The sequence below is a fragment of the Thioclava sp. DLFJ4-1 genome (assembly GCF_002020145.1).
In the GTDB taxonomy this organism is placed as follows: Bacteria; Pseudomonadota; Alphaproteobacteria; order Rhodobacterales; family Rhodobacteraceae; genus Thioclava; species Thioclava sediminum.
The window spans coordinates 364,899-385,490 of the sequence record NZ_MPZT01000002.1; the positions used below are offsets into that span (position 1 = coordinate 364,899).

Annotated in this window: 20 protein-coding genes and 1 tRNA gene; 9 read left to right on the forward strand and 12 right to left on the reverse strand. The window is 64.1% G+C overall.

The window, feature by feature from the left end:
- Positions 1 to 48 precede the first annotated feature (48 nt).
- The 3 genes from BMI85_RS06830 (at position 49) to BMI85_RS06835 (ending at position 1,422) form a co-directional block, all read left to right on the forward strand.
- A complete protein-coding gene (locus BMI85_RS06830) occupies positions 49 to 933 on the forward strand; it encodes a glycosyltransferase family 2 protein (RefSeq protein ID WP_078600401.1) in 885 nt (294 codons plus the stop codon).
- Between the two features lie 175 nt (positions 934 to 1,108).
- Positions 1,109 to 1,276 (forward strand): hypothetical protein, encoded by a 168-nt coding sequence (locus tag BMI85_RS21380; RefSeq protein WP_158522126.1) that lies wholly within the window; start codon positions 1,109 to 1,111, stop codon positions 1,274 to 1,276.
- Entirely contained in the window at positions 1,273 to 1,422 is a 150-nt protein-coding gene (locus tag BMI85_RS06835; protein WP_075774069.1) for a hemin uptake protein HemP, read from the forward strand. The genes BMI85_RS21380 and BMI85_RS06835 overlap by 4 nt, the downstream gene beginning before the upstream one ends.
- Positions 1,423 to 1,529: 107 nt before the next feature.
- On the opposite strand, the gene BMI85_RS06840 is transcribed toward BMI85_RS06835, so the two are convergent.
- Positions 1,530 to 1,603: transfer RNA gene (locus BMI85_RS06840), tRNA-Gly, on the reverse strand.
- Between the two features lie 36 nt (positions 1,604 to 1,639).
- Entirely contained in the window at positions 1,640 to 2,308 is a 669-nt protein-coding gene (locus tag BMI85_RS06845) for an SOS response-associated peptidase (RefSeq protein ID WP_078600403.1), read from the reverse strand.
- Between the two features lie 79 nt (positions 2,309 to 2,387).
- Here BMI85_RS06845 and BMI85_RS06850 point away from each other — a divergent pair, with 79 nt between their 5' ends.
- Genes BMI85_RS06850 through arsC form a run of 3 tightly spaced genes read left to right on the forward strand, consistent with a single transcriptional unit; the run spans position 2,388 to position 4,104 of the window.
- The gene (locus tag BMI85_RS06850; protein WP_078600405.1) at positions 2,388 to 2,726 is read left to right on the forward strand and encodes a DUF952 domain-containing protein; all 339 of its coding nucleotides are present in this window, start codon (positions 2,388 to 2,390) and stop codon (positions 2,724 to 2,726) included.
- Between the two features lie 5 nt (positions 2,727 to 2,731).
- The gene (locus BMI85_RS06855) at positions 2,732 to 3,784 is read left to right on the forward strand and encodes a quinone-dependent dihydroorotate dehydrogenase (protein WP_078601095.1); all 1,053 of its coding nucleotides are present in this window, start codon (positions 2,732 to 2,734) and stop codon (positions 3,782 to 3,784) included.
- Positions 3,775 to 4,104 carry an arsenate reductase (glutaredoxin) gene (gene arsC, locus BMI85_RS06860; RefSeq protein WP_078548712.1) on the forward strand — a complete coding sequence of 110 codons (330 nt, stop codon included), beginning with the start codon at positions 3,775 to 3,777 and terminating at the stop codon, positions 4,102 to 4,104. The genes BMI85_RS06855 and arsC overlap by 10 nt, the downstream gene beginning before the upstream one ends.
- Positions 4,105 to 4,289: 185 nt before the next feature.
- Here the strand turns inward: arsC and BMI85_RS06865 are convergent, their stop codons facing one another.
- The 8 genes from BMI85_RS06865 to acs form a co-directional block, all read right to left on the reverse strand.
- Positions 4,290 to 6,386 carry an exonuclease domain-containing protein gene (locus BMI85_RS06865; RefSeq protein ID WP_078600407.1) on the reverse strand — a complete coding sequence of 699 codons (2,097 nt, stop codon included), beginning with the start codon at positions 6,384 to 6,386 and terminating at the stop codon, positions 4,290 to 4,292.
- Positions 6,386 to 6,775 (reverse strand): response regulator, encoded by a 390-nt coding sequence (locus tag BMI85_RS06870; protein WP_078548717.1) that lies wholly within the window; start codon positions 6,773 to 6,775, stop codon positions 6,386 to 6,388. The genes BMI85_RS06865 and BMI85_RS06870 overlap by 1 nt, the downstream gene beginning before the upstream one ends.
- Positions 6,776 to 6,779: 4 nt before the next feature.
- Positions 6,780 to 7,316 (reverse strand): hypothetical protein, encoded by a 537-nt coding sequence (locus tag BMI85_RS06875; RefSeq protein WP_078522623.1) that lies wholly within the window; start codon positions 7,314 to 7,316, stop codon positions 6,780 to 6,782.
- Between the two features lie 9 nt (positions 7,317 to 7,325).
- Positions 7,326 to 9,155 carry a DUF294 nucleotidyltransferase-like domain-containing protein gene (locus BMI85_RS06880; RefSeq protein WP_078600409.1) on the reverse strand — a complete coding sequence of 610 codons (1,830 nt, stop codon included), beginning with the start codon at positions 9,153 to 9,155 and terminating at the stop codon, positions 7,326 to 7,328.
- Between the two features lie 93 nt (positions 9,156 to 9,248).
- Positions 9,249 to 10,988: a sodium:solute symporter family protein gene (locus BMI85_RS06885; RefSeq protein ID WP_078548724.1), complete on the reverse strand. Its 1,740-nt coding sequence runs from the start codon at positions 10,986 to 10,988 to the stop codon at positions 9,249 to 9,251.
- Positions 10,989 to 11,009: 21 nt separating this feature from the next.
- The gene (locus BMI85_RS06890) at positions 11,010 to 11,267 is read right to left on the reverse strand and encodes a DUF4212 domain-containing protein (RefSeq protein WP_078548726.1); all 258 of its coding nucleotides are present in this window, start codon (positions 11,265 to 11,267) and stop codon (positions 11,010 to 11,012) included.
- Between the two features lie 64 nt (positions 11,268 to 11,331).
- Complete coding sequence (locus BMI85_RS06895; protein ID WP_078548729.1) at positions 11,332 to 12,027, reverse strand: adenylate kinase; 696 nt, start codon at positions 12,025 to 12,027, stop codon at positions 11,332 to 11,334.
- A complete protein-coding gene (acs, locus tag BMI85_RS06900) occupies positions 12,024 to 13,991 on the reverse strand; it encodes an acetate--CoA ligase (RefSeq protein WP_078569896.1) in 1,968 nt (655 codons plus the stop codon). Before acs ends, BMI85_RS06895 begins: the two co-directional genes overlap by 4 nt.
- 423 nt (positions 13,992 to 14,414) lie before the next feature.
- Here acs and BMI85_RS06905 point away from each other — a divergent pair, with 423 nt between their 5' ends.
- Positions 14,415 to 14,912: a pyridoxamine 5'-phosphate oxidase family protein gene (locus tag BMI85_RS06905; protein ID WP_078600411.1), complete on the forward strand. Its 498-nt coding sequence runs from the start codon at positions 14,415 to 14,417 to the stop codon at positions 14,910 to 14,912.
- Positions 14,913 to 14,993: 81 nt separating this feature from the next.
- On the opposite strand, the gene BMI85_RS06910 is transcribed toward BMI85_RS06905, so the two are convergent.
- Positions 14,994 to 17,285: a glycosyl hydrolase family 28-related protein gene (locus BMI85_RS06910; protein ID WP_078600413.1), complete on the reverse strand. Its 2,292-nt coding sequence runs from the start codon at positions 17,283 to 17,285 to the stop codon at positions 14,994 to 14,996.
- A 253-nt stretch (positions 17,286 to 17,538) separates the two neighbouring features.
- Here BMI85_RS06910 and BMI85_RS06915 point away from each other — a divergent pair, with 253 nt between their 5' ends.
- Positions 17,539 to 18,393: a CHAD domain-containing protein gene (locus BMI85_RS06915; RefSeq protein WP_078600415.1), complete on the forward strand. Its 855-nt coding sequence runs from the start codon at positions 17,539 to 17,541 to the stop codon at positions 18,391 to 18,393.
- Here the strand turns inward: BMI85_RS06915 and BMI85_RS06920 are convergent.
- Positions 18,390 to 20,036 (reverse strand): lysine--tRNA ligase, encoded by a 1,647-nt coding sequence (locus BMI85_RS06920; RefSeq protein ID WP_078600417.1) that lies wholly within the window; start codon positions 20,034 to 20,036, stop codon positions 18,390 to 18,392. The genes BMI85_RS06915 and BMI85_RS06920 overlap by 4 nt on opposite strands.
- A 105-nt stretch (positions 20,037 to 20,141) precedes the next feature.
- Here BMI85_RS06920 and BMI85_RS06925 point away from each other — a divergent pair, with 105 nt between their 5' ends.
- The gene (locus BMI85_RS06925; protein WP_078522614.1) at positions 20,142 to 20,564 is read left to right on the forward strand and encodes a tellurite resistance TerB family protein; all 423 of its coding nucleotides are present in this window, start codon (positions 20,142 to 20,144) and stop codon (positions 20,562 to 20,564) included.
- Positions 20,565 to 20,592: the final 28 nt, after the last annotated feature.

Here is a 20,592-nt window from a genome sequence, read left to right on the forward strand (position 1 = left end):
CTTCCCCGATCCTGCGCCCGAAGACCCCGCGAAAGGGCTGCATCGGGCATGAAATATTCCTCGCTGATCGATTTTCTCACCCGCCAGAGCGCGGCTCTGTCCAAAGGCCCGGTCGGCGTGATCCTAGCCGAGGACGGGGTCGAGCTGGAGAGCACGATCCGCCACCATATCGACCTCGGGTTTCCGGTGCTGCTGGTTCTGGGGCATGCCGCGATGGACCTGCCGGACGACCTGGCCGCCGACAGCCCAACGAAAATCTACCGCATCGATTTCGAGCTGAACCGCCGCGACGCAGCGCCCCTCGCAATCAACCCGATCATCGCCGCAGTCCCCCCGGGCACCTGGCTCTATTACTGCTTCAACGCGGAATACCTGTTCTTTCCCTTCTGCGAGAGCCGCTCGATCGGCGAGGTTCTGAGCTTTCACACCGAAGAACGCCGCGCCTCGATGCTGAGCTATGTGATCGACCTCTATACCGGCGATCTGGAGGCGCATCCGAACGGCGTCGATACCGAGAACGCGATGTTCGACAAGGCGGGCTATTACGCGCTCGCCCGGCTCGATCCCGAGAACCACGACCACCCGAAAGAGCGGCAGCTGGATTTCTTCGGCGGGCTGCGCTGGCGCTTCGAGGAGCATGTCCCCGCCCAGCGCCGCAAGATCGACCGGATCGCCCTGTTTCGCGCCAAATCCGGCCTGAAACTGCGCCCCGATCACACGTTCAACGACGAGGAATACAACACCTATTCCTGCCCGTGGCACCATAACCTGACCTGTGCCACCGCCTCGTTCCGGGTCGCGAAAGCGCTGAAGTTCAATCCCGGGTCGACCTACGATGTGCACAGCTTCACCTGGGTCAATTCCGAACGCTTCAACTGGTCGAGCCAGCAGCTCATGGATCTGGGTCTGATCGAACCCGGCCAGTGGTTCTGATCCGCCCTTCCAACTGATCCCGGATGGTTCCCGAATTATGTCTGCGCGGGCGCAGAGTGATCTGTGCAATTCCTTAGTAAAAGAATCGCCTTTACAATTCCGATCATTTCACTCAGGTTATTTCCATCAGCCAGTCGATCCCCGACGAGCCGCTTTCGCGAGATGGAGACCGGAGATGAAACGCCCCTCTTCCCCCGGCCCCCGATACCGGGCCGACACGCATGTTGATATCGATCCGCCGCTGAGCCTGCGCGACATCGTCGAGGCGCTGTGCAGTGGCTTCCCCCCGGGCCAGAGCGCGCTCGAAGCGACGCTCGACCGGATCGAGGGAGGCCGCAGATGAGCATCAATGAGAGCTTTGCCAACGCCCTGCCCGTCCATGACGCAGAGGTGCTGACCGGCAAGGGCAACCTCGCCCATATCGTGCTGGACGGTCAGGTCTATACGCTGCGCATCACGAAGGCGGGCAAGCTGATCCTGACCAAATGAGCGCAGTCCTGCGCCACCCACAGATTCCGAACGTCTTAAGCCGCCCGATCGTCCCTCGGGCGGTTTTTTCTGTCTCAAAGACGCGTATCACAGTGATCCGGGGGAGATGGAGCGGGTGATGGGAATCGAACCCACGTCTTCAGCTTGGAAGGCTGCGGCTCTACCATTGAGCTACACCCGCGCTCTGGCCCCTCCTTAGCGGCCCACGCCGCACCATTCAAGCGGGATCGGCAAGCGGTTCGCGCAAACCCGGCCCCGAGGCGCGGTTCGAATTGACCTCTTGCCCCACGCGCCACGCCTGCAGGATGCCCTCGGGCCTCGGCTGCATCAGGGTCGCCGCGCCATGGCCTTCCTCGCCCAGCCATTTCGCCCAATCGGCTTGCTCGAGAACCAGCGGCTCGCGGTGATGGATCGGGGCGAGCGTCGGCCCCGCCGGCAAGGTCACGATGGCGCAGGTGGCCAGCAACTCGCCCCCCTTCTCCCAGTCCTGCCAGAGCCCGCCGAACACCATCGGCGCGCCGTCCTTGCGCGAGACATAGAAAGGCAGCTTCGCCTCCCCCTCGCGATGCCATTCGTAAAACCCGTCCGCCGGGATCAGGCAGCGCCGCGACCGGATCGCTTCTCGGAAGGCAGGTTTCTCCGCCACGGTCTCGGACCGCGCATTGATCAGCAAAGGCCCGTCCGTCGGCGTCTTGTACCAATGCGGGATGAAACCCCAGCGCATCGCCCGCAACTGCCGCTGACCCTCGCCGGAGATGCAGACCGGCAGGCTTTCGGTCGGGCAGATGTTGAACCGCTCGCCACCCGGCACGTCATTGCCCGGCACCGCCTTGAACAGACGCGCCATCGCATCGACGGGAAGAGTGTTGGCCATACGTCCGCACATGGCACAAAGCTATGCCCCTACGCGCGCAGCACAAGCCCCACGCTTGACCGGACGGCGCGTTTTCGGGCAAGGGAAAGCCATGTTGATTTACAAAATCCTCCGCCGCCCTGAATGGGATGCATTTCGCGAAGCCGGGCACACGCTCGGCGCGCCGGTCGACCTCGCGGACGGCTACATCCATTTCTCCACCGCCGATCAGGTCGTCGAAACGGCTGCGAAACATTTCGCGGGCGAATCCGATCTGGTGCTGGTCGCCTTCGATTCCACCGCGATGGGCGCAGATCTGAAATGGGAGCCCTCGCGCCGCGATCAGCTCTTCCCGCATCTCTACCGCCCGCTCCATCTCAGCGAAGTCGTCTGGGACCACGCCCTGCCCCTGGGCGCTGCGGGCCATATCTTCCCGAAGGAAATGTCGTGACCACCCTGATCGAGCGCGTGGGCCTTGCGGCCTTCCAGAAGATCGACCCGGAAAAGGCGCATGGCCTGTCGCTGCGCGCATTGCGGATGGGGCTCGCGCCCCTGCCCGGCCCGATCAGCTCGCCGCGGCTGAAGACCGATCTGGCGGGGATGTCGCTTCTGAACCCAGTTGGCCTTGCGGCGGGCTTCGACAAGAATGCCGAAGCCGTGCCGCAGCTGATGCGCGCGGGCTTCGGCTTCATCGAAGTCGGTGCCGCGACGCCCCGCGCACAGGAAGGCAACCTGCCGCCCCGCCTCTGGCGCCTGCCCGCCGACCGCGCCGCGATCAACCGTTTCGGCTTCAACAATCAGGGCATGGGACCGATCACCGAGCGGCTGGCAAAGCGTCCGCAAGGCATTCCGGTGGGGCTCAATCTGGGCGCCAACAAGGATGCCGCCGACCGCGCGAAAGATTTCGCGACCGTGCTGGCCCATGCCGGGCCGCATCTCGATTTCGCGACGGTCAACGTCTCCTCGCCCAACACCGAGAAGCTGCGCGACCTGCAGGGCAAAGCCGCGCTCTCGGCGCTGCTGGCGGGCGTGATCGAGACCCGCGACACTCTCGCACGGCGCATCCCGGTCTTCCTGAAAATCGCCCCCGATCTGAGCGCCGAGGAACTGGCCGAGATCGCCGAGGTCGCGCTGGAAAGCGGCATCGACGGGATCATCGCCACCAATACGACGCTTTCGCGCGAAGGTCTGACCTCGCCCAACCCCTCCGATCAGGGCGGCCTCTCCGGCGCGCCTTTGTTCGAGAAATCGACCCGCGTTCTGGCGCAGCTCTCGCAGCATACCGCGGGCGCGCTGCCGCTGATCGGCGTGGGCGGCGTGGGTTCTGCCGAGCAGGCCTACGAGAAAATCCGCGCAGGCGCCTCGGCGGTGCAGCTCTATACCGCGATGGTCTTCGCGGGCCTCTCGCTCGCGGCAGATATCGCGCGCGGCCTCGATCGGCTTCTGGAACGCGACGGCTTCGCCAGCGTTTCCGAGGCAACCGGCACCGGGAGGGACAAATGGCTGTAACGATCTGGCACAATCCGCGCTGCTCGAAATCGCGCGAGACCTTGAGGCTGCTCGAAACCCGCGGGATCGCCCCTGAGGTGCGCGACTACCAGAAAGAGCCGCCGACCATGGCCGAGCTGCAGGACGCGCTGATGAAACTCGGCCAGCCCGCCGCCGCGATGATCCGCTGGAAGGACACGGATCTGCCCAAAGACGCCGATGAGAATGAGATCCTCTCGGCCCTTACAGCCAATCCGAAGCTGATCGAACGCCCGCTCGTGCTGACGGACACTGCCGCCCGCATCGGGCGCCCACCCGAGACGGTTCTCGAAATCCTTTAAGATTGAGGGGCGCTGCCCCTCTGCGGCTCCGCCGAATTCACCCCGGGATATTTCAATCAAGGAGAAGCAAAACAGCTTCTTCGCCTTGGCCAAAATATCCCGGGGGAATCTCCGGAGGAGATGGGGGCAGAGCCCCCTCTTCCTTAAGTCTTGTCGCCCTACGGCGACGGGGGGGGCAGCGCCCCCTACCCGTTCAGATCCTTGATCAGTCGCCCGTGCTTGCGTAGCTCGGCCACCAATTCGCCGAAGGTCCGCAAGCCCCGCGCCTGCAGCGCCGGAAGCATCTTCAGGAAGGCATCCGCCGTCGCGACCGTGTCGCCGATCGCGGTGTGACGCGCCTCCTCGGGGATGGTGATGCCGAGGCGATGGGTCAGCGCGTCGAGCGTGTGGCTCTCGGATTGCCCGAACACCACCGCCGACAGCAGCACCGTGTCGAGGATCGGATGGTCGAACCGTTCGCCGATCGCCACCTCCTTGCGATGCAGGAATTCCATGTCGAAGGGCGCGTTATGCGCGATCAGCACCGCGCCCTCGGCGAAGCGGTGGAAATCGCGACCCACCTTGGCAATGTCGGGCGCGCCTTCGACCATCGCGTTCGAGATGCCATGCACCTCGGTCGAGCCGGGCGGGATCGGGCGTTTGGGATCGACGAGCGTGTCGAAGACCTCGGTATCGACCCGCCGGCCGTTGACGATGCGCACGGCGGCGATCTGCACGATCTCGTCGCCCTCGGTGGGCAGTAGGCCCGTGGTCTCGGTGTCGAAGACGACATAGGTCAGATCGGTCAGCGGCGTGTCGGCGATTTCGGCCACGCGCTCGCGCGAGAGCAGGTCGAAATCATAGACCACCGCGCGCGGCACCGGCTTGGGGCGCTTGGTGACATGGCGCGCCTCACGCAGCGGGATGCAGAGCCGCGCACGCGTGTCGCCCAGCTTCTCGGGCCAGATTTCGGCGGCATGGGTGGTCAGCACGCGATGCCCGGTGACATCCTCCAGCCCGACATCGAGCGGCTGATCGAGCCAGCGCTCCAGCTCGGAGATCGGGACCGGCGCGCCCTCCCATTCCAGCGCGATCAGCGCGCCGGGGCCGTCCTCGGTGATCTCCAGCCGGAAGTCGCGCCGGTCGGTCAGGCGGCGCACCAGCCCCGCCAGCAGGGCCACCATCTCGAAGCCCTCGCAGCGTAGCATCAGCCCCGCCGTGACCGGCAGGATCGCCCCGCCCTCGGCGGTCACCCGCGCGGCCACCGCCTGCCCCAGATCGGAGGCGCGGATCATCGCGAGCGGCCACCAGTCGGCGCGGTTCGCCTCGTGGCGCTCGAAGAATTCGTGGATCGCGGCGGAGAGGTGATGGGCCTCGGAATTGGCGGCCTCACGGACGCGGTCGCGCTCGGGGCCCGGCGCGGGGCCGTCATCGGCGGTCAGCACCCCAATCAGCGATTGCAGGGCGGCGGCAGGGCGGCGGATGCGGTCGAACAGCTCGTCCATCAACTGCTCGCGCTGCGCATGGGAGGCCATGTCGCCCGAGACATCGCGCAGCGTCAGCACATAGCCCGGGCGCGCGCTCAGATGGTGATCCTCGCCCTCTGACAGGAGCCGCATCCGGGCGGCGAGCACCCGGCCCTCCGCCTTCGTCGAACAGAGCAGGTCGGAGGCGGCGTCGGGATCTTCCGTCGCCAGAAGCCGGTCATAGGCATGGGCGATGGGTGGCTGGTTGAGATAGTCGAAGACGCGCCGATCCAGCCCCGGCGCATGGGCCGAACCCAAGAGCTCCACCGCCTGCCCATTATAGAAGGCCAGCTGATGATCGGCGGTGCAGAGCAGCACGCCCACCGGCACATCCGACAAGAGCGCCTCGAGCCGTTCCTTTTCCTGCGCCAGCCGCGTCGTCTCGCGCTGCACGGCTTCGGTCAGGGCGTTGCGGGTCTCCGACAGGTGGCGTGTGACGGAGGCCGCGGCGGGGGCCAGATCGCCCAGATAACGCGCGATATCGGCGTCCATATCGCCCTCGATCTCGGCCGTGGTGCGGGCGCGCAGCATCCCCGAGAGCCGCTCGATCGGCTTGGCCACGTTCTCGTCGAACAGAAACCAGATCCAGGCGATCAGCCCGAGGATCACGAAGCCCGCAACCGCGCCGCCGATCACCATCGCATTCAGAAGCTCAGGATCGCCAAGCCGGGTGAAGCCGAACCACAATCCCGCCACCAGCGCCACCAGATTGCCGAGCGCCAAGGCGGCGAAGAACAGAAACACCCGGGTGCGCAGGGAAAGCCGGGTGAGGTCCATCAGGCCGTCTCCCCGTCGAGGATGCGGTGGACCTCCTCGCGCAACTCGCGCAGCTCGAAGGGTTTGGCGATGAACCCGTCAGCGCCGAGCGCGAGGCCCTTGCGGCGCTCCATCGCGGAGCCGCGCGCAGTCATCATCAGGATCTTCACATCGCCGAGGCCCTTGTCGGCGCGCACGCCTTCGCAGATCTCGTAGCCCGAGACCTCGGGCAGCATCACGTCGAGGAGCACCAGATCGGGGCGGGTCTCGCGGATTTTCTCCAGCGCGCCGCGCCCGGTATCGATCCGGTCATGGTCGAACCCCTCGCGGCTCATCAGATAGTCGAGCGCGATGGCGATATTGTCCTCATCCTCCACGATCAGGACGCGATGTTTCCTCCCCCCCGGCATGGTCTCATCCTCCTGCGCATACCGCTTTCAGCCCCGGGTCGTCGGGCGTGAGTTTCAGCCAGCCGCCGCCCGACAGCTCTCCGTCTTTCGTCAGCGTGGCCCCGTTCACCAGATCGGCGCGGCTGTCGGTCTTGCAGTCATAGACCGTCGGCACCGTCTGCAAATTCTGCCAGCGCCCGATCAGCAGCAGATCCGTCTCGGCCAGCTCCGGCTTGCCCGCCACCGGATGCTCCACCTTGCCCGCATCGACCGCCATGAAACGCGTGACCATCGGCACCAGATAGGTCCAAGGCCGCCACGGCACGCTTTCGTCGATCGGCTGCAGCACGACGACCGTATCGGGCATCTCGGAGCGCATATTGGGAAACCACGAATACTCGCTCCAGACCGTATAGCCGATGAGCGCGGCCCCGATGGCTGCGGGCATCGCCCATTTCGGCAGCTTCTCGCCGCGGAACCTCTTGCTCAGATGCGAGAGCAGGAAGACCACGAGGGCGGCCAGCAGGCCCGCAGCAAGGGTCGAGATGAAGTCGTTCGTCATAAGCTCTCCTCAGCTCATCGCGCCTTTGCCGTGACCGGCGGCCGATTGCATGGTGCGCACCACCACGAAGGCGTCGCGCAGATGCGAGCGTTCGAAATCGGACAGGTCCGAGGGTGCAAGATAATTGTCGGGCTTGCGCCCCGAGCGCGCGAGATGCGCCTGGTTCTCCAGCCGCATCGACGCGATCAGGTCATAGGCCTCGACCAGATCGCGCGCGCCGGAATGGCTCAGCACGCCGGCATGTTCGGCCTCGATCAGACGGGCGCGGGTGTTCACTTCGGGCAGGCGCCCTTGCAGCGCGTAGACGCGGGCCAGATCGGTCACCGGGACCACGCCGTTATGCTTCATGTCGATATGGTTGCGATGCTCGCCCGAGCGGATCGTGGCGAAGCCCCGGATCAGGCCCAGCGGCGGATGATGCTTGAGGCTGTTGGCGATCATATGGGCCACGAAGATCGAGTTCTTCGACGCCTTCGCCAGGGTCTCTTCCTGCAACTGCTGGAACAGCCCCGCCCCGTTGCCGCCGATCGCGCGCAGATCGAACATCACCGAGGCGAGCATCTGCGCCTCGGGGTTGGGCTTGGCGATCCAGCCGCGGAAATAGTCGCGCCAGACGCGGACCGGCTGACACCAACGCGGGTTCGTCGCCATCATGTCGCCGGGGCAATAGACGTAACCGCAAGCATCCAGCCCGTCCGAGACGATCTTCGCGAGCTGGCGGAAATACTCCATATCCGCCTCGGTCACGGCGTCGTCGAGGATCAGGCAATTGTCCTGATCGGAGACCCCGGTCTGCTCCTGGCGCCCCTGCGAGCCGCAGGCCAGCCACAGATAGGGCACGGGCGGCGGCCCCAGCGCCTCCTCGGCCATCTTCAGCAGGCGGCGCGTGACCGCATCGGCGATATCGGTGATCAGCCGGGTAATGACCTCATGCGCGTGATGCCCGCCCACGAGCTGCACCAGAAGCTGCGGAATGCGCGCGGTGACGGCGGCCATCTCCGGCACGGTCTCGGCGCCTGCCACATCGCGGATCAGCACGGCCGAGCTGACCGCCTGAAAGCGGGTCAGATCGGTCTGGGTGATCATGCCCACGAAGCGCCCGCGATCGGTGATCGGCAGGTGGCCGACGCGCTTTTCCAGCATGACATGCAGAAGGTCGGTGCCCAGCCCCTCGGGGGTCAGCGTCACCGGATCGGGGGTCATCACCTCGCCCACGGGCGTATCGGGCGCGCGGCCTTCGGCCAGAACCTTGTTCGACAGGTCGCGCACCGTGACGATGCCCACCAGCCCGCCCTCGGGATCGGTCACGCCGAGCGAGGAAATATGCGCATCGCGCATCTGCCGCGCGGCTTCGGTGACGGTGGTCTCGGGCGCGCAGCCCATCGGTTCCTGCGCCAGAAGATCGGCGATCTTCATCGTCGCGATGGAATTGGTGCGGGTCTCGCCACCGCGCACGCGGTTGAAGAAGCGCGCGAAGGCGGGGGCGTTTTGCGACAGCTCGCGGAACTCTTCGACCGGCAGCTCCAGCAAAACGGTCTCGGCGGTCGTGCGCGCGGTGGTCGCGGCCAGCCCGTCGCGCATCAGCCCGCGCTCGCCAAAGGTGTTGCGTGCACCGAGGATCGAGACCAGCGCCCCGTTCTGATCGGTCACTTCGACCGCTCCGCGCTTGATCAGGTAGATGCCCTTGAGCGGCTCGCGGTAGGAATAGACGGTCTCGCCCGCGGGCAATTCTCTGCGGCGGAAGGAACTGGCGACGTGCTCCAGCTCGTTGCGCGACAGATTGTCGTAAGGGTGGACGCCTTCGAGAAATGCGAGGATCGGGGTCAGATCGGCGGCCATGATCTTTTCCTTTGGGTGGTGGCGGCGCCCCGAGGGGCGCCTGCCGAAGCTTCAGAGGTCGGGACGAGGCGAACCCCGTCCCGCGCCGCTGTCTTAGTGGTCGACTGCCGCACCGGCGCCTTTCGGCACGCGGATCGACTCGACGAGCTCCTGGATATCTTCCGGGGTCTCCTTGGTCGCGTTCGACACGACATAGGCCACGATGAAGTTCAGGACCGCGCCGATCACCCCGAAGGAGGTCGACTTGATCGAGAGGATCATCGGGTTCGCATCCGTGAACGTGTTGGTGTCCGGGATGAAGAACCAGCCCTTGTGCAGGAAGATGTAGATCAGCGTGGTCGCGAGACCCGTGAGCATACCTGCAACAGCGCCGGTGTTGTTGATGCGCTTCGTGAAGATGCCCATCATCAGTGCCGGGAAGATCGACGACGCTGCCAGACCGAAGGCCAGAGCCACCGTCTGTGCCGCGAAGCCGGGCGGGTTCAGACCCAGATAGGTCGCGATGACGATCGCCACGGCCATCGAGATACGGGCAGCCAGAAGCTCGCCTTTTTCCGAGATGCCCGGGTTGATCTGCGACTTGATCAGGTCATGCGAGACCGCCGACGAGATTGCCATCAGAAGACCGGCAGCCGTCGACAGAGCCGCAGCCAGACCACCAGCTGCCACCAGCGCGATCACCCAACCCGGCAGGTTGGCGATCTCGGGGTTGGCAAGCGTGATGATGTCGCGGTTCACGCTCAGTTCGTTTGTGTCGCCCGCATTGTACTCGATGCGGCCGTCGCCGTTCTTGTCGTCGAAGGTCAGAAGACCGGTCTGGGCCCAGTTGCGCACCCAGGAGAGGTTCTGATCGTTCTCGATCGCGGTCATCTCCACGGCCGGCTGACCGACGCCGTTCGGGTAGAAGGTCGAGATCAGGTTCAGACGCGCCATCGCACCCACAGCCGGAGCGGTGAGGTAGAGGAGCGCGATGAACACCAGCGCCCAACCCGCCGAGGAGCGCGCATCGGCGACCTTCGGAACGGTGAAGAAGCGCACGATGACGTGGGGCAGACCGGCGGTGCCGACCATCAGCGTCATGGTGAACAGGAACATGTTCAGCGTGGTGTCATGCTGGCCGGTGTAGGACGCGAAGCCCAGATCGGAGACCAGACCGTTCAGCGTGGTCAGGATCGGCGCACCGGTGTTGACGTCGTTCGAGAACAGACCCAGACCCGGGATCGGGTTGCCGGTCAGCTGCAGCGAGATGAAGATCGCCGGGATGGTGTAGGCGATGATCAGCACGACGTATTGCGCAACCTGCGTGTAGGTGATGCCCTTCATGCCGCCCAGAACCGCGTAGAGGAACACGATTGCCGCGCCGATGAAGAGGCCGGTGGTGTTGTCCACTTCGAGGAAGCGCGAGAACGCAACGCCCACGCCGGTCATCTGACCGATAACGTAGGTGATCGACGCAACGATGAGGCAGACCACGGCCACGGTGCGCGCGGTTTGCGAGTAGAAACGGTCGCCGATGAATTCCGGCACGGTGAACTTGCCGAACTTGCGCAGATAGGGCGCAAGCAGCATGGCCAGCAGCACGTAGCCACCGGTCCAGCCCATGAGGTAGGCCGAAGTGTCGTAACCGCCGAAGGCGATGATGCCCGCCATCGAGATGAACGACGCGGCCGACATCCAGTCAGCGCCCGTAGCCATACCGTTGACGACCGGGTGAACGCCGCGACCGGCGGCGTAGAATTCCGACGTGGAACCCGCACGGGCCCAGATCGCGATGCCGATGTAGAGCACGAAAGTCGCGCCGACCACCAGCAGGTTGAGGGTAAACTGATCCATGTCCCTCTCTCCTCCCTGAGATTATTCTTCGACGCCGTGCTCGCGGTCCAGTTTGTTCATCCGCCACGCATAGGTGAAGATGAGCACCAGGAACACGAGGATCGAGCCTTGCTGGGCGAACCAGAAGCCGAGATCAGTGCCACCAATTTTGATGCCTGCCAGCATCGGGCGCAGCACGATACCGAAGCCGAAGGACACGATGAACCAGATCACCAGAGAGATCTGGATGGTCCGGATATTCGCCTTCCAATAGGCGTTGGACGAGGATTTGTCCGCCATGAGACTAACTCCCTTTTAGTTTCTCTCCAGACGGGCCCCTCATGGGCCCGCCCCTCCCCAAAAATCAGGCCGAGACGCGCTTTACGATCGACCCAAGGCCCGAGGCGATCTCGTCGATGGAGCCCATCGCGTTGATCTCCTCGAGAACACCGAGCGCCTTGTAATGGGCGATCAGCGGTGCCGTTTGCGCGTGGTAGGCCTCCAGCCTCGCGCGCGCCGTCTCGGCATTGTCGTCGGCCCGGCGTTTGAATTCCGTGCCGCCGCATTTGTCGCAAACACCCGCAACTTCGGGCTGCTTGAACTCGTCGTGATAGCCTTCGCCGCATTTGGCGCAGGTGTATCGGCCGGCGACGCGGGCGATCATCGCCTCGTCGTCGACCTCCAGGCTGATCGCTGCGGTCACCGACTGGCCATTCTCCTCCAGAAGACCGTCGAGCGCCGCAGCCTGACCGGCGGTGCGCGGGAACCCGTCGAGGATCACCCCTTTCGCAACATCCGGTTCAGCCATGCGATCTTGCAGGATCGCCAGAACGATCTCGTCCGAGACGAGACCGCCCTCCTCCATCACCGCTTTCGCGGCGAGACCGGCCTCGGTGCCCTGAGACACCGCGGCCCGCAGAAGATCGCCCGTCGAGAGCTGCACGAGGCCGAAGGTCTCTTCGAGCATCCGCGCCTGCGTGCCCTTGCCCGCGCCCGGAGGGCCGAGAAGGATCAGAACGGCAGGCTTGGTCTGCGTCATGGTCGTGCTGTCCGACATCATTTGTTCCCGCGATTTTCGATCAGATCATCGACGACCGACGGATCGGCCAGCGTCGAGGTGTCTCCGAGCGACCCGAAATCGTTCTCGGCGATCTTGCGCAGGATGCGGCGCATGATCTTGCCCGAACGGGTCTTCGGCAGGCCCGGCGCCCATTGGATGATATCGGGCTTGGCGATCGGACCGATCTCGGTGCGGACCCACTTCTCGAGCTCCTTGCGCAGCTCGTCGGACGGTTCGACATCGTTCATCAGCGTGACATAGGCATAGATGCCCTGACCCTTCAGCTCGTGCGGGTAGCCGACCACGGCAGCCTCGGCCACGGCCTGATGCGCGACCAGCGCGGATTCGACTTCCGCCGTGCCCATGCGGTGACCCGAGACGTTGATCACGTCATCGACCCGGCCGGTAATCCAGTAGTACCCGTCGCTGTCGCGGCGGCAGCCGTCACCGGTGAAGTAATAGCCCTTGTACTGGCTGAAATAGGTCTCCTGGAAACGCTCGTGGTCGCCCCAGATGGTGCGCATCTGGCCCGGCCAGCTGTCCGAGATGCACAGCACGCCTTCGGTCTCGGTCTCGTCCTGCTTCACCGCGGTCTGCGGATCGAGCACGACCGGTTTCACGCCGAAGAACGGACGAGTCGCCGAGCCGGGCTTGGTGGGCGTCGCCCCCGGAAGCGGGGTCAGCATGTGGCCGCCGGTCTCGGTCTGCCAGAACGTGTCGACGATCGGGCATTTGCCCTTTCCGACGTACTTGTCGTACCAGGCCCAGGCTTCGGGGTTGATCGGCTCACCGACCGAACCCAGCACCTTGAGATCGGACAGATCGTATTTCTCGACCCATTCCGGCCCTTGGCCCATCAGCGAGCGGATAGCGGTGGGCGCGGTATAGAACTGGTTGACCTTGTGCTTTTCGCACACGGCCCAGAAGCGGCCCGCATCCGGATAGGTCGGCACGCCTTCGAACATGATCGTGGTCGCGCCATTCGCGAGCGGCCCGTAGACGATGTAGCTGTGGCCGGTGACCCAGCCCACATCCGCGGTGCACCAGAACACGTCGCCATCATGGTAGTCGAACGTGTATTGCATCGTCATCGCGGCGTAGACGAGATAGCCGCCGGTGGTATGCACCACGCCCTTCGGCTTGCCGGTCGAGCCCGAGGTGTAAAGGATGAACAGCGGATCTTCCGCATTCATCGGACGCGGCGGACATTCGGGCGAGACGTTCTCCATCATCGCCTTCACGTCGACATCGCGACCGTCGATCCACGAGGTCTGGTCGCCGGTATGCTTCACGACGAGGCAGCGCACCTTGTCCGAGCAGTGCAGCAGCGCGGCATCGGCATTGGCCTTGAGCGGCGTGCGGCGGCCACCGCGCGGAGCGGTGTCGGCGGTGATGACGACCTTGGCGCCCGAGTCGTTGACGCGGTTGGCGAGTGCGTCGGGCGAGAAGCCCGCGAAGACGATCGAGTGGATCGCGCCGATACGCGCACAGGCGAGCATCGCGTAAGCCGCTTCCGGGATCATCGGCAGATAGATCACGACGCGGTCGCCGCGCATCACGCCCTGGCTCGACAGCACGTTGGCGAAGCGGTTCACCTTCTCGGACAGCTCCTTATAGGTGATGTGCTGCGCCGGGGTTTCCGGATCGTCGGGCTCGAAGATGATCGCTGTCTGGTCGCCGCGCGTGGCGAGGTGACGGTCGATACAGTTCACGCTGGCGTTCAGCACGCCGTCCTCGAACCATTTGATATCGACATGGCCGAAGGTGAAATCGGTGTTCTTCACCTTGGTATACGGCGTGATCCAGTCGAGGCGCTTGCCCTCGCGGCCCCAGAACTTCTCCGGATCGGTGATCGATTCCTGATACATCTCGCGATATTTCGCGGCGTCGGCATGGGCGTTCTCGAAGCCCGGCGGGACCTCTTTGACCTCTGGAACCTGAGTCACCTTGTCTTGCGCAGTCATGAGCTTCCTCCCAGCAATTTCGCATTGCGGCACGGCGTGTCCGCATGTCGCCCGCGTGATAGTGCAGGCCCTCTACCCCGCGCCACTGTAACTCAAAGGTTAAGATTCATGTAACCCCCTTTATACGCTACATATTTCTGTAAATTTTTTGACACCGATTGCGCTAACGCTGTAAATGCACGGAAATGAGGCAGAAAATAGGCGAGCTAATTCAAGTGCTTGCCTGTAGCGTTTCCGCTCGGACCCGACTGAATTTGAAAATCGACCGCACGGTTAAAATCATGCCGCGGCTGCGACGAGACGAATCGGACGCTCAGAATGATTCGGCGCGCGACCTTCCGTTACGGCATCCTGTGGATAACTTCGACGATTGTCGCCCGCAGGCCCGCGCCCTACCATCGCGCCGCCTTGAAGGAGCCTCCCATGCCACAGCCGACCCCGCCGACCAACCCGATCCGTCCCACGGATGCCGAGGCCCGCGCCTTGGCGCAAACCCTGATCCGCGAAGCCCGGTTCGGCGCGCTTGGCACGCTCGACCCGGATACGGGCGCGCCGGCCGTAACCCGCGTCGCCCTCGGCCCCGGCCCTAAGGGAGAGCTGTTAACCTTCGTTTCCAGCCTCGCGGCGCATACGACAGCCCTGCTCCGGGACCGCCGGGCCGGGTTGCTGCTTGGCGAGCCCGGCGCGAAAGGCGATCCGCTCACCCATCCCCGCCTCTCGTTGCAGGTCGAGGCGCATGCCTTCCACCGCGACGACCCCGCCTTCCCGGCGATGCGAGACCGCTGGCTCTCGGATCATCCGAAATCGAAGCTCTATATCGACCTGCCCGATTTCTTCTTCTTCGATCTCCGCGCGACCTCGGCGGCTCTCAATGGCGGCTTCGGTCGCGCCTTTCGCCTGACATCTGCCGACCTGACATAAAAACAGCGCGCAGGGCTTTCGCCCCACGCGCCGTCCCGCCAATCCGTCCGCCCCGGCCCGGACCGGCTCCGCTCACATCGTTCAGATCGGGTTATCCATCCGCAGCGTGACCTGCAGCCGACCCTTCGCCGCCTCCGGCCAGTTCACCGTGATCTGGTTCTTGGCCGCGCCCTGCTCCACCGCGACATAGGGCATCGCGTCGATCCGCGCCCCCGAGCCGTCGCGAACCATGCCCTCGGCGATCAGGCTCTGCACGTTGCGCGCCCAGCCCCCGAAGGGCAGATACTCGCTCGCATCCACCGTCCAGACCGATTGCGCCGTGGACTGGTTCACCTCGACCATCACCGGGTTCTGCGAGATGTCGTTGATCGCGTTGAACATATTCGCCTCGAACACCACGTTGCGCACCCGCGAGCGGTCGATATCCGCGAAGCTCGTGTCGATCTTCTCGATCCGGTCGACACTGCCGTTGAGCGACTTGAACACGTTGTTCGTCACGCTCAGCCCCTGGATGAAATGCCCCGGCCCGTAGGGTTTGATCGACAGCCAGGTGAACCACGGCGCGACATTGATGCACACGCAGGTATTGCCCGTCACCGTCAGCCCGCCAAAGCTATATTCGCTCGCGAAATCCGGCTCGGCGTCATGCTCGTTGGTCCACTCGATCACCGAGTTGTCGATGTAATTGCCGGTCACCGCCGACTGCACATTGGTCTGGGTAAAGACCAGCCCCGCCACGCGCACGCCGTTGCTTTCCTCATCGCCCTGAAACCAGTGATTGCCGACGATCAGATGCCCGGAGCCATTCAGCACGAAACTCGTCCCGAAGCGTACGAAGCGCGAGTCGCGGATCTTGCTGTCATTGGCATTGACGTTGAGCACCATCGACTTGCGATCCTGCGCGGGCACCAGCATCTCGTCCGACAGGAACTGACAGCCATCGATCAGCAGATCCTGACACCCCCGCCCGATCGAAGTGATCGCGCGATCCTTGGGCCGCACCACATAGCTGTCGCGGATCTGGAACATCTGCCCGTCAGGCGCCAGCATCACGCAGCTCGCCGCACCGTTGCAGAGGAATTCCACATTGGCGATGTTGAACCGGTCGAGCTTCTCCATCCCCGAGAAATCCAGCACATATTGGTGGCGCGTGAACGTGTAGGTGCGCGCACCCGATCCACCGTAAAGCGGCTGCGACAGGTAAAGCGTCTGCGCCCCGACATTCTTCGACTTCACATAGACCTCGCGCCCGACCCCGGTGCCGGTGATCCGCGCGCCAACGGGGATGTTGGCGATATTGGCGACCGAGGTCAGCTGCATCGACTGGCCCACCGAATAGGTCGCCTGCGACGTCACCACCTCATCGTCCCAGGCAGAGCCCGCGATCACGTTGATCTGCCCGTTCTGCAGAACCCGGCGGTTGGAAAAGCTCGTAAGGTCCGGCGCAATCTCCTCGATGCGGATCGGTTCGGTAACCTCGACGCGGCGCCCTTTCAGGTCGAGCACGTTGTGATCGGTATAGCCGAACAGCGCCTGCAGCGCCTTCTTGAAGCCCGCCAGCTCATCGCCGAAAGCCGCCGCATAGGTCGGAAAGTCGAAGGACGACATCAGCGCCAGTTTCGCTGCGACCGGCATCACCAGCGCGCCCACGAACTCGACCGGCGACGAGATCGAAATCGTGCTGCCCAGGTAATAAACGCCCTCCGAGACGAAAACCTTGCGCCCGTTCGCCGCCTGATCGGCCGCGTTGAACGCCGCGACATTGTCGGTCGTCCCGTCGCCCACCGCGCCGTAGTCGCGCACATCGACCCAGCCCATCAGGTCGCGCAGGAAAGCCTCGGTCACATCTTCGATCTCGATATCGTCGATGCGCACCACGCCGCCATTCGCGCCGGTCAGGTCCAGCCCGAAATGCCCGTAGACCGCATCCAGCCCCCACGGCATATCGACACCGTCGCGCGAGCCGGTCCCGACGATTGCCGACACTTCGACCACCGCGCCATAGCTTTGCAGCGCGACCGTCGGACCGACTTCGACCACGCCGCTCACATGGGCACCCGACCCCATCGCCGCATAGCCCGCGACGCGCACCTCCGGCAGGTTGCCGCTGACCGCCTTCAACCGCGCCCGGATGCGCAGATAGGTGCCCGGCAGGATCGGCGTGTCGCCCATGTAGCGCAGTTTCTGCACTGTCTGGGTCTTGAGCATCTCCAGACAACCGCCGAAATCCGCATCCGCTGGAACCAGCACGGCATTGCCCGTGCTCTCATAGGTCGTGGAGCCCGGCGTGCCATCCTCGCTCGACCATTGATCCAGCCCTTCGGCGAATGCGGGCGGGGTCAGCACCAGCCCTTCGGTAATCGCGACGTTCATCTGCAATCCTCTTGTCCATGTTCCCACCCGCGCGCCCCTTGCCATGCCAATTGCGCGCCGGGACCGACCGAAAGCGCCCGCGCTTCGGCCCGAACAGAGCTAGAAGGAAAGGTTAAAGAAGACCTGAGAGGGCCGTTCGCAGCCTCCGGTCACGGCCTGCGCTCGCGGCGCGCCTCCCGCTTCGCAGGTGACAGCGTCATGCGCCTGACATATCCTCGCGCCACATCGGGTGTGCAGCCAAGAGGAGCCGCAGATGGTTTACGCCATATCCCCCGACGACAAGACCCCGACGAAAGCCCTGCGCCGCATCGCGCGCAGCGAGCTTGGGACAGCCGTTAAACTGGCCGGCAAGCCCGACCCGTCGGTTCACTCCCTTCGCAAAGCGATCAAGAAGACCCGCGGCCTGATCCGCCTCTTCGCGCCGCATTTCTCCGATTTCCACAAGGAGAACGACGCCTTGGCCGAAGCCGCCCGCGGCATTTCCAGCCTGCGCGACGACGAGGTGATGCGCGCCTCGCTTATCCGGCTCGGGCGCGAAGGGCCTGATCTCGACGGTGCGTCTGCCGCCCGCGCCATGCTCGACGCGCTGCCCGCGACCCCGCCCCCAAAGGAAGGCGACATCTCGACATTCGCGAAACGCGTCACGGAAATCCGCAAACGCGCGAAGGATTGGGACGTCACCGAAAAGGGCTGGCCCGCCTATGAGGCCGGATTGTACGAGACGCTGAAAGATTGCCGCAAGCGTCTGAAAACCGCGCAGAAATCTAGGGCTGGCTTAGACCTGCACCATTGGCGGACGCGGGTGAAGCAGCACTGGTATCACACCCGCCTGCTCGCCCCGATCTGGCCAGAAATGCTGCATCCGCGCGAAGACGCACTCGACACTTTGGGGGAGTTGATCGGCGACCATCACGACCTGCATGTGCTCGAGATGAAAGTGCCAGAGCATCTCGACCCCGAAAGGGCCGAGGCTTTGCTTGCACTGATCCGCACCGAATCCGCCCGACTGGAGGCCGAAGCCTTCACCCTCGGCGCCAGGATATTCGCCGAGCCCCCCGAGCCGCTTTGCGACCGCTGGGGGGCTTGGTTCGATCTCTGGAAAGCTTAGTCGACCAGTTCGCCCGCCAGCGCCCGCTCGATCAGCGCGACGGTCTCATCGACACCGTAAAGCGCGATGAACCCGCCGAAACGCGGCCCTTGGCTCTGGCCCAGCAGCACCTCGTAGAGCGCCTTGAACCAATCGCGCAGGTTCGCGAATTCGTGGTTCTTGCCGACCGCGAAAACGACCGTCTGAAGGAACTCGTCGCTATGGAAATCGGCCTCCGGCAGCGGCTCTTCGTTGCCGGCCGCCGCGTTCTTGCGCGCGATCTGGTCGAGCGCCGCCTCTTCCGATTTCAGCGCCTTGGCCAGATCTTCCAGCGCGGCACGTTCGGAGGCGTCGGGCGCGCGGAAGACCAGCGTGGGTTTCACGAAATCCTCGAAATACTTCAGCGCGAAGCCTGCCGCCTGATCGAGATCGGGATTGCCTTCCGGGCTCGCCTCGGGCGCGTAGCGCTTGATGAAGCCCCACAGCCCTTCCTTCTCGGTCGCGCCCGCGACGCTCGCAAGATTGAGCAGCATCGCGAAAGGCACCACCATCCGGCTCTCGGGAGGATTGCCGCCGTGGATGTGCCAGACCGGGTTGTTCACCTGCTGCTCGATCGGCTGATCGGGATAGGCGCGCAGCTGCTGGTGATATTCGTCCACCGCCTTCGGGATCACGTCGAAATGCATCCGCTTCGCGGTCTTCGGCTTGAGATACATGAAGTAGCTCAAGGATTCCGTCGCCGCATAGGTCAGCCACTCGTCGATCGACAGCCCGTTGCCCTTCGACTTCGAGATCTTCTCGCCATTCGCATCAAGGAACAGCTCGTAGGTGAAGTGCTCCGGCGCACGCCCACCAAGCACGCGGCAGATGCCGTCATAGATCGGCGTATTGGTCGAGTGGTCCTTGCCATACATCTCGAAATCGACGCCGAGCGCGGCCCAACGCATCCCGAAATCGGGTTTCCACTGCAGCTTCACATTGCCGCCGGTGACCGGCAGCGTCCATTCGCGCCCGTCCTCGTCGTCGAAGGTCACGGTGCCGTCGCGCGCATTGACCTCCTTCATCGGGACATAGAGCACGCGGCCCGTCTCGGGATGGATCGGCAGGAAGCACGAATAGGTCTGCTGACGCTCTTCGCGCAGCGACTTCAGCATGATTTCCATGATCTGATCGTATTCGTAAGCCGATTTGATCAGCATCTCGTCGAACCGACCCGACTTGTAGTAATCGGTCGCGCTCGCGAATTCATACTCGAACCCGAACGTATCGAGGAAACGGCGCAGCATCGCGTTGTTGTGGTTGCCGAAGCTGTCGAACTCGCCGAACGGATCGGGCACCGAGGTCAGCGGCTTCTGCTCATGCTGACGCAGCATGTCCTGATTGGGCACGTTGCTCGGCACTTTCCGCATCCCGTCCATATCGTCCGAGAAGCACAAAAGCTTCGTCGGGATATCCGAGATCAGCTCGAAAGCGCGACGGATCATCGTCGTGCGCGCAACTTCGCCAAACGTGCCGATATGCGGCAGACCCGAGGGACCGTAGCCCGTCTCGAACAGGACGTAACCCTTTTCCGGGTCCCGTTTCTCGTAACGCTTGAGCACCCGGCGGGCTTCCTCGAAGGGCCAGGCCTTGGATTTCATCGCAGCGTCACGCAAGCTCGTCATTGCATACCTCATGAAGGCGCCCCGTGCGCCCAGTCGCGCCTGACCTATTGAAGCGGACGGGGACAGTCAATAATTAGCACTCGAACACTATCAAGGAGCTCCCACGTGCCCGACGTTCTCGCCTCGCTTTCGCCCCAAGACGCGCTCGTCGCCGTGATGGTCGCGATTTCCGCCGCCGATGAGGACGTGCCGACCTCCGAACTCGTCGCAATCGAGCGGATAGTGAACCACATGCCGATCTTCGCGGGCTACGATTTCGACCGCGTCTCGCGGGTCTCCCGCTCGGTCTTCACGCTGTTCGAAGAGGAAGACGGACTCGAGGCGCTGTTCGGCCTGATCCGCGACGCGCTGCCCGAACATATTTTCGAAACCGCGTATGCGCTGGCCTGCGATGTGGCCGCCGCAGATGGCACGATCCGTCAAACCGAACTACGGCTTCTCGAAGAAATTCGCGGTGAGTTGGCGATCGACCGGCTGCACGCCGTCGCCATCGAATGGGGCGCAAAAGTGCGCCACGTCACGCTCTGATCGGACGATAGAGCCCCAGCGAGAAAAC

Coding starts and splice junctions, on each gene's coding strand:
- BMI85_RS06850 (WP_078600405.1), top strand. CDS start 2,388: ATGTTGATTTACAAAATCCTCCGCCGCCCTGAATGGGATGCATTTCGC.
- BMI85_RS06895 (WP_078548729.1), bottom strand. CDS start 12,027: ATGATGTCGGACAGCACGACCATGACGCAGACCAAGCCTGCCGTTCTG.
- BMI85_RS06915 (WP_078600415.1), top strand. CDS start 17,539: ATGGTTTACGCCATATCCCCCGACGACAAGACCCCGACGAAAGCCCTG.
- BMI85_RS06845 (WP_078600403.1), bottom strand. CDS start 2,308: ATGTGCGGACGTATGGCCAACACTCTTCCCGTCGATGCGATGGCGCGT.
- BMI85_RS06875 (WP_078522623.1), bottom strand. CDS start 7,316: ATGACGAACGACTTCATCTCGACCCTTGCTGCGGGCCTGCTGGCCGCC.
- BMI85_RS06835 (WP_075774069.1), top strand. CDS start 1,273: ATGAGCATCAATGAGAGCTTTGCCAACGCCCTGCCCGTCCATGACGCA.
- BMI85_RS06870 (WP_078548717.1), bottom strand. CDS start 6,775: ATGCCGGGGGGGAGGAAACATCGCGTCCTGATCGTGGAGGATGAGGAC.
- BMI85_RS06920 (WP_078600417.1), bottom strand. CDS start 20,036: ATGACGAGCTTGCGTGACGCTGCGATGAAATCCAAGGCCTGGCCCTTC.
- BMI85_RS06885 (WP_078548724.1), bottom strand. CDS start 10,988: ATGGATCAGTTTACCCTCAACCTGCTGGTGGTCGGCGCGACTTTCGTG.
- BMI85_RS06865 (WP_078600407.1), bottom strand. CDS start 6,386: ATGGACCTCACCCGGCTTTCCCTGCGCACCCGGGTGTTTCTGTTCTTC.
- BMI85_RS06905 (WP_078600411.1), top strand. CDS start 14,415: ATGCCACAGCCGACCCCGCCGACCAACCCGATCCGTCCCACGGATGCC.
- arsC (WP_078548712.1), top strand. CDS start 3,775: ATGGCTGTAACGATCTGGCACAATCCGCGCTGCTCGAAATCGCGCGAG.
- BMI85_RS06890 (WP_078548726.1), bottom strand. CDS start 11,267: ATGGCGGACAAATCCTCGTCCAACGCCTATTGGAAGGCGAATATCCGG.
- BMI85_RS06910 (WP_078600413.1), bottom strand. CDS start 17,285: ATGAACGTCGCGATTACCGAAGGGCTGGTGCTGACCCCGCCCGCATTC.
- BMI85_RS21380 (WP_158522126.1), top strand. CDS start 1,109: ATGAAACGCCCCTCTTCCCCCGGCCCCCGATACCGGGCCGACACGCAT.
- BMI85_RS06830 (WP_078600401.1), top strand. CDS start 49: ATGAAATATTCCTCGCTGATCGATTTTCTCACCCGCCAGAGCGCGGCT.
- BMI85_RS06880 (WP_078600409.1), bottom strand. CDS start 9,155: ATGGCCGCCGATCTGACCCCGATCCTCGCATTTCTCGAAGGCGTCCAC.
- acs (WP_078569896.1), bottom strand. CDS start 13,991: ATGACTGCGCAAGACAAGGTGACTCAGGTTCCAGAGGTCAAAGAGGTC.